Raw genomic sequence first — 6,285 nt, forward strand, 5'->3', positions numbered from 1 at the left:
CGGGCCGGGCCAGTCATGGGGGTGTGAACTTAAGACTAAAGCCCTCTGTATCTCTCGCTTTTATCCGAGTCTAGATCCCCCTAAATCCCCCTTAAAAAGGGGGACTTTGAGCGCTCTTGTCCCCCCCTTTTTAAGGGGGGCTAGGGGGGATCTAGAGGAATGTGACTCAGACAGCAGACTGATACTAACTTTGACCTTAAGTTGAACTTAAATTGACACAATGTGTGGCCCGCCGCCTAGTCATTGCATCCCAAATCTACAATCAAAAATTGATATGCCTCTTTACGATTTTAGGTGTGAAACTTGCGGCATTTTTGATAAGTGGCGCCCTCTTGCAGAAGCAGATACACCGGTGCTTTGCCCGAATTGCGAAACTGTTGCTAAACGCATCTTTTCGCCGCCGATGATTCTAACTGGAAAGCTGCGCTTGAAAGGTCAAGAAAATCGGGAACCGGAGGTAGTTAAGCGTTCTGAGGAACCTAAACCGCAGCGGAATCGCGAACACCGAGGGGGACGACCTTGGATGATCGGTCACTGATGGAGTTTGATATTCCGACAGTCCGATAGTCCGGCAGGGAATGAATTCCCTGCCTCAAAGCGAAAGTCCTCTTAAGAGGACTGTAAAGTTAGTATTTGCTTGCTGTGCGTAAGTCCTGTATTTCAGTCGGTTTCAACCGACTTTTGCTATTAGACAGGGACTTAAGTCCCTGGCGGGCCAAGGAAGTATGAATCAATTCTACTCTCTTTAAAAAAGGCTAGGGAGTATCGAAATTTTAAGCGATCGCTGCGTAACGTCTAACCAGATTATACTAATTATACCAATTTCATAAAGTAGCGCTAGATATTACCCCCCCAACCCCCCCTTATTAAGGGGGGGCTAAGACTTCATCCATAGCACATCTTTAGAAAAATGGTATTAATATGCGTTTTAAATTATCCTCCCATGCCAGCCACCCCTGAAAGCCTCCAGAAATTCGTCACCTACTGCCAGCAACACATTACAGGCGATGAAAAAGGACAAGCACAGGTATTTTTAGACCGCTTCTTTCGGGCTTTCGGCCACGAGGGGGCATTAGAAGCAGGCGCAACCTACGAGGAACGCATAGAAAAAAGTAGCAAAAAAGGTCAACTCGGATTTGCTGATTTGGTGTGGAAAAAGCACGTTTTGATTGAAATGAAAAAACGGGGCGAAGACTTGACTAAAAGAGAACACCGCACCCAAACAGAACGCTATTATATTCGCCTCAAAAAAGACGATCGCCCGCGCTACGTGATGATGTGCAATTTTGACGAGTTTCACATTTACGATTTCGACCTTCAGCCGGATCAGCCTGTAGACATTATATCCCTAAAGCAATTGCCCGCGCGATCGCCCGCTTTTGCCTTCATGGAATCTACCAGCCGCCGCCCCATATTCAAAAACAACCAAGTCGAGATTACCGAAAAAGCTGCTAGCAGAATGGGGATGCTACTGGAAATGCTAATCGATCGCGGAAAAGAGCGCAAATTTGCTAAATTTAATCAGTTTCAGGCCCAGCGATTTGTGTTGCAATGCGTCTTAGCAATGTTTGCCGAAGATAGGGGACTTTTGCCGCCTGCACTCTTTACTCGCTGCGTCAAAGATTGTCTGGAAGGAGCAAGTTCTTACGATGTCTTGGGCGGCTTATTTCAAGCAATGAATCAGCAGGGAGTCACCCCCGCAGGACGTTATGAAGGAGTCGAGTATTTCAACGGCGGATTATTTTCGGAAATACACCCCATTGAACTGCAACAGGGAGAGTTGAAAATATTAGAAGTTTGTGCAGAACAAAATTGGAGTCAGGTACGGCCTTCTATTTTTGGCAATATCTTTGAATCCGCTTTGAAAACAGATAAAAAACAGCGCCGCGCTTACGGGATTCACTTTACTACTGAGGGAGACATTCGTCGCATTGTTTTGCCCACAATTAGCTATTACTGGGAAGAGCGAATTAACGCTGCAAATACCGTAGCCAAACTGCAAAATCTGCACCAAGAATTAGGTCGCTATCGCGTCCTAGATCCGGCTTGTGGTTCGGGTAATTTTCTGTATGTAGCTTATCAGGAACTCAAGCAAGTTGAAAAGTTACTTTTAGATAAGCTAAACGAGTTCGACGGTACAAGAGGTTATATGAATTTAGTCACGCCGCAGCAATTTTACGGCATGGATATTAACTCGTTTGCGGTGGAGTTGGCGCGGGTGACGCTCATGATTGACCGCAAGGTGGCGATCGATAATTTGGGATTGAAAGAACCTTCTCTGCCTTTAGACACTTTGGATAAAAATATTGTCTGTGCTGATGCTTTATTTACTGATTGGGTGAAGGCTGACGCGATTATCGGGAATCCTCCGTTTTTAGGGGGAAAGCACATGAGGATTGCCCTGGGAGATGAATATATTGACCGCGTGTTTAAACGCTTTCCAGATGTGAAAGATTCGGTTGATTTTTGTGCTTATTGGTTTCGCATTGCTCACAACAATTTAGAACTAAATGGCAGGGCTGGTTTAGTTGCTACTAATTCAATTAGTCAAGGTAAAAGTCGTGCTGCTGCTTTAGATTATGTCGCGCAAAATGGCGGTTACATTTATGCAGCCGTTTCTACTCAGCCTTGGTCTGGAGAAGCTAAGGTTCATGTTAGTTTGATTAACTGGAGCAAGGAAAAGCAGAAACTTTATTATTTAGATAATCTCGCGGTTTCAAGTATTAACTCTTCGCTACAAGCTACGATTGATGTTTCTCAAGCTGCCCGGTTGTCAGCGAACTCAAACAAATGCTTTCAAGGTGTAATTCCAGTGGGAATGGGGTTTATTGTTACTCAACAGCAGGTTAATGATTGGATTAAAGCTGATGCGAAAAATCAAGAGGTTCTTAAACTTTTTTCAATGGGGGCAAATCTCGCAAAAAATCCTAATTGTACGCCTGAACGCTGGATTATTGATTTTAATGATATGAGTATTGAAGAAGCTAGCAATTACGAACTACCACTAGAGCATATTAGGATTCATGTTAAACCTGAACGCGAGCAAAACCGCGAAGCTATTCTGCGAGAAAAGTGGTGGAGATTTAAGCGTACTAATCAAGGAATGAGAAAGGCGATCGCCCCCTTATCTCACTACTTCACTGTACCGAGAGTCTCAAAGTGGGCTGTCTTCATTCCCGCTCCCGTTAGTTGGCTGCCGGGAGACAAATCAGTAGTTGTTGCCTCAGAAGACTTTTATATTCTCGGCATTCTCTCATCTAACATTCACCGAATTTGGATGCACGCTCAAAAATCAACTCTCAAAGGAGATATCGCATACACCCACAATACCTGCTTTGAAACTTTCGCATTTCCCCAGACACCGACTCGTAAATCAGTAGAGCAAATTCGGGCAACGGCGGTCGAATTGCATCAATACCGCACTCAACAAATGTCCGCAAAGCAGTGGGGAATTACTCAACTTTACAATAAGTTTTTTGAAGAACCCACAAGTCAACTTTATAAACTTCATGAAGCGCTCGATCGCGAATGTAATGCAGCTTATGGATTTACTGACAGCGACGATATTTTAGCAAAAGTGCTGGAATTCAACCTAGAACTGGCAGAACAAGAAAAACGGGGAGAGCCGGTAGTTGGGGCTTGTGTTCCAACTGACTACAAATACTAATCGCTCTTATCATAACTTTTGTAAATTTGCGTATAATCACATAGATTGTTGATATAGATCACAAACACTCTAGTCGAAAAAGAGAGATACTAGGGGAAGCCTTGAGTCTTGAGTTGTGATTTTTGAGTTAAAAATTTAAAATTTAAAAATTAAACACTCAAAACAGCTTTCTGCTTTCAGCATAAGTGCCTTCTGCATTTATTCGCTCAATTACTCCTGATTGTTTTGGGAGGAGCTTTCAATGTTATTCTTTACCCACACTCAGCCCCAAGATAGCAAAGTAGAGCAAGAACACTCTGCTAAAAAAACCTTGTTACACCATTCAAATATTAATATAAGTTGGCTAAAAGGACGATTCAACTATTTGCGTATCGGTCAAAAAATCAGCTATGGCTATGCTTTAGCTATCGGCATAGCGATTTTGGGAACTGGTGCGGGACTGAGATTGGGAGACTACTTTCACCAGCAAGCTTTAGTTCAGGTCAATGTTGCTGGGCAGCAGCAGCAACTGCTGCAAAATTTGCAAAATACCGTATTTGAAGCCCGATCGCACGCGGCGAGATTGCCGGCCGTTTTGGGAAACGCCGTGTGGCTGCAATACGAACACGATCGCTTTTTTGGGCAAATCAATCAGGCCAAAATCCTGATTTCAGAACTTGAATCTTTCGCACGAGAACATCCCAACAGACTAGCAACAGAAGAGGCAGCATTGCACGCTATATTGAAGAAATCTGCCCTCGTCATTGATTACTACGGTCAGCTAATTAAATTGCAGTTAAAAGAAGCGGAAGTTTGGAATTTGCCCCCCAACAGCATCGAGTCCGCACAGCTACAAATGTTGAGGACTAGCAGCGGCCAAGAGGCGATCGTACTAGATAACCTCGCTCAACGTTTAACTGAGCTAATTTCTCAAGTAGAAATTCACAAACAGGAAGGAACCCAAGCATTAGAAGAATCTGAAAATTTGCGAAACCGAATTATTCTCGGAAGTATGCTAATTTCAGCACTCATCGCCGCGGCGCTAGCGGACAAAACCAGCCGCGCGATCGCCCAACCCCTCGAAACCGTCACTAATGTCGCTCAGCAAGTCGCTCGCGAATCGAATTTTAACCTGCAAGTACCAGTCACAACCGACGACGAAATAGGAGTTTTAGCTGTCTCTTTCAATCAATTGATTCAGCGAGTTAGTGAGTATACAAAAGAACTCAAAGAAACTCAATCCCAATTAATTCAAACCGAAAAAATGTCATCTCTCGGTCAAATGGTGGCAGGGATAGCCCACGAAATCAACAATCCTGTCAACTTCATCGGGGGCAACATTGACTATGCCAACCAATACATCGAAGATTTGGCAGGTTTGGTAACTCTCTATCAAGAATACTATCCCAACCCACCAGATGCCATTCTAGAGCGCATCGAAGACATTGAACTCGAATTTCTCAGAGAAGATTTGCCAAAAACCCTCTCTTCGATGAAAATGGGAGCCGATCGCATTCGCGAAATTGTCGTATCCATGCGGAATTTTTCGCGATCGGACGACGGAAAAATGAAATCAGCCGACATTCACGAAGGAATTGATAGCACCCTCGTAATTCTCAATCATCGGCTCAAACAAGGTATTCAAGTTATTAAACACTACGGCAATTTGCCTGCGGTTGAGTGCTATCCCGCGCAACTAAATCAAGTATTTATGAATATTATTAGTAATGCAATAGATGCGCTGGAGGAGGTGAAAAAGGAAGACAAAGGCTATTCGCCAACGATTTGGGTGAGCACGGAAATTACAGCCGACAATACTGTCACCGTCAAGATTCGGGATAACGGGCCGGGAATTGCAGCAGCCTGTGCCCAACAGATTTTTGACCCATTTTTTACTACAAAGTCGATCGGCAAAGGTACTGGATTAGGATTGGCTATTTCCTATCAAATCCTTGCCAAGCATCAAGGCAAAATAGAGGTGAATTCTCAAATAGGACAGGGTACGGAATTTGTGATTACTTTGCCAGTTGCTGTGTAATATTCGCGGGGCGACTTCGTTTTTGTTTGGACGTGCAAAAATTAGACAATCAAAGTCCTCTTGAGGCGTGCTGGTGATACGGGATTGTACACCATCAGAGATCCGTTGAGGCGATCGCTCCCTTCAAAGCGGTTGCAGGATAGCCAGACGCTTAAGCGCGATCGCACCCTCGATCCAATCTCCGAAAGCCTGCCCATCACCTACGTTATCGATCGCAATACAATTTTTCTAAGTTTTGGCATCTCCGGGGTCGAAACTCTCAACGCCGATCGCGTTTACATTAGTGTCAACACTTAGATTATTCCGGCTATCGAGACTGTCGCCCCCATTATATTCAAGCCATGCAAGAAGTATTTCGGATCGGGGCATAATAGGGGAGAGAAGGCGATGCACTCTCTATCTTAATACCTCTGATTGAGCTAAAAAAGACAGCAATCATTAAATTAGGCAATAATGGGGGAGTGCCTTGCAAAAAAACTTGGTTTTGTTACGGCGGCGGTAAAGTTGCTGATTGCTGACGGCGTTGGCGATTCCTGTGAGGAATGAGAATTAAATAACTTCCACTCTTGAAAGTGGGATGGGCGTCCCGCCCGTCCAAAAA

3 protein-coding genes and 1 pseudogene are annotated in these 6,285 nt (G+C 44.2%); all 4 read left to right on the forward strand.

What is annotated here, in order from left to right:
• Positions 1–274: 274 nt before the first annotated feature.
• Entirely contained in the window at positions 275–538 is a 264-nt protein-coding gene (locus QUB26_RS20635; protein ID WP_333319491.1) for a zinc ribbon domain-containing protein, read from the forward strand.
• 372 nt (positions 539–910) lie between these two features.
• The gene (locus QUB26_RS20640) at positions 911–3,667 is read left to right on the forward strand and encodes a DNA methyltransferase (RefSeq protein ID WP_333319493.1); all 2,757 of its coding nucleotides are present in this window, start codon (positions 911–913) and stop codon (positions 3,665–3,667) included.
• 241 nt (positions 3,668–3,908) lie between these two features.
• A complete protein-coding gene (locus tag QUB26_RS20645; RefSeq protein ID WP_333241193.1) occupies positions 3,909–5,684 on the forward strand; it encodes an ATP-binding protein in 1,776 nt (591 codons plus the stop codon).
• Between the two features lie 132 nt (positions 5,685–5,816).
• Positions 5,817–6,202, forward strand: a pseudogene (locus tag QUB26_RS20650) (7-cyano-7-deazaguanine synthase).
• Positions 6,203–6,285: the final 83 nt, after the last annotated feature.

Origin of the sequence: Microcoleus sp. B4-C1 (genome assembly GCF_036705285.1) — a bacterium.
Lineage (GTDB): Bacteria > Cyanobacteriota > Cyanobacteriia > Cyanobacteriales > Microcoleaceae > Microcoleus.